Annotated in this window: 1 protein-coding gene; it reads left to right on the top strand. The window is 56.4% G+C overall.

Annotated elements, in window-relative coordinates; all coding sequences use genetic code 11:
- Window positions 1-113 precede the first annotated feature (113 nt).
- Window positions 114-1,226 carry an RNA-guided endonuclease InsQ/TnpB family protein gene (locus INT19_RS02345; protein ID WP_074211468.1) on the top strand — a complete coding sequence of 371 codons (1,113 nt, stop codon included), beginning with the start codon at window positions 114-116 and terminating at the stop codon, window positions 1,224-1,226.
- Window positions 1,227-1,404: the final 178 nt, after the last annotated feature.

Below are 1,404 nucleotides of genomic sequence, written 5' to 3'. Positions count from 1 at the left end.
TTATCAGTTAGCGCGGAAAACCTCGTACTTTTAGTGCGAGGATGGATAGCGCGGCGTCCGCCAGGACGCCTTGTGTTTTGCATCCTTACAATATTTCGTCTAAAGTGTAAAGCATGAAAGCCGAACGCGCCTACCAATACCGCTTCTATCCCACGCCTGAGCAAGCAGCCTTGCTGGCGCGGACGTTTGGGTGCGTGCGGTTTGTCTGGAACGCGGTGCTGCGCTATCGCACCGACGCGTTTTATCAGCGTCAGGAAAAGATCGGCTATAACGATGCCAGCGCGTTCCTAACACAGTTAAAGAAGCAGCCGGACACCGCCTTTCTAGCCGAGGTTAGTTCGGTGCCACTGCAACAATGCTTGCGCCATCAACAAAGTGCGTTCAAGCATTTCTTTGCCAAGCGGGCGCGGTACCCCAGCTTTAAATCGAAGAAGCACCGGCAGTCAGCCACCTTTGCCAGTTCGGCATTTTCGTACCGTGACGGGCAGATCACGCTCGCCAAGTGCCGTGAACCGCTAAACATCCGCTGGAGCCGCGACCTGCCTGCGGCACCGAGCACAGTGACGGTATCCAAGGATGCAGCAGGCCGTTACTTCATTAGCTGTCTGTGCAAGGTAGACACTGAGGCGCTGCCAATTACGTTCAAGATGGTCGGTATCGACCTGGGGATCAAAGACCTGTTCGTGACCAGTGACGGCCATCGGGTGAATAATCCCCGCCACACTGCCCGCTATGCCCGAAAGCTAGCGAAGGCGCAGCGGCGCCTCAGCCGTAAGCAAAAAGGCTCGAACAACCGAGCCAAGGCACGGTTAAAGGTCGCTCGCTGTCACGCCAAGATCGCTGACACGCGCCGTGACCACCTGCATAAACTCACCCGCCAGATCGTTAACGAGAACCAAGTGATTGCAGCGGAGAGTTTGCAGGTGAAGAACATGGTCAAAAACCGCCATCTCTCTAACGCCATCAGTGATGTTGGCTGGGGGGAGTTGGTTCGCCAGCTTGACTACAAGGCGGCCTGGGCGGGAAGGCAGTTTGTCCAGATTGATCGCTGGTACCCAAGCTCAAAACGCTGCCATAGCTGCGGCTTTGTGCTGGAATCACTACCGCTGAATGTTCGCACCTGGGACTGCCCAGATTGCGGTACTCAGGGCATCGACCGCGACGTGAATGCGGCCCGCAACATTCTGCAAGCAGGCACCGCGCTATTAGCCGGTGCAGATGGTTGAAAGATCATACCGAGGGGCACTCGGGAATGTACGCCTGTGGAGTTTGTGTAAGACCAGCAGTGCCAAGGCATTGAAGGCAACGAACATCGAAGCAGGAACCAGGAAGGTAACGACCTGGGAATCCCCTTCCTTTCCGCCGCAAGGCGGCAGCGCAAGCTGAGGGAGGGGAGGATGTCAA

Origin of the sequence: Halomonas sp. 3A7M (assembly GCF_014897875.1) — a bacterium.
Taxonomy (GTDB): Bacteria; Pseudomonadota; Gammaproteobacteria; order Pseudomonadales; family Halomonadaceae; genus Vreelandella.
Note: the sequence above shows the minus strand (reverse complement) of the source record. Positions and strands in the feature narration are given on the sequence as shown.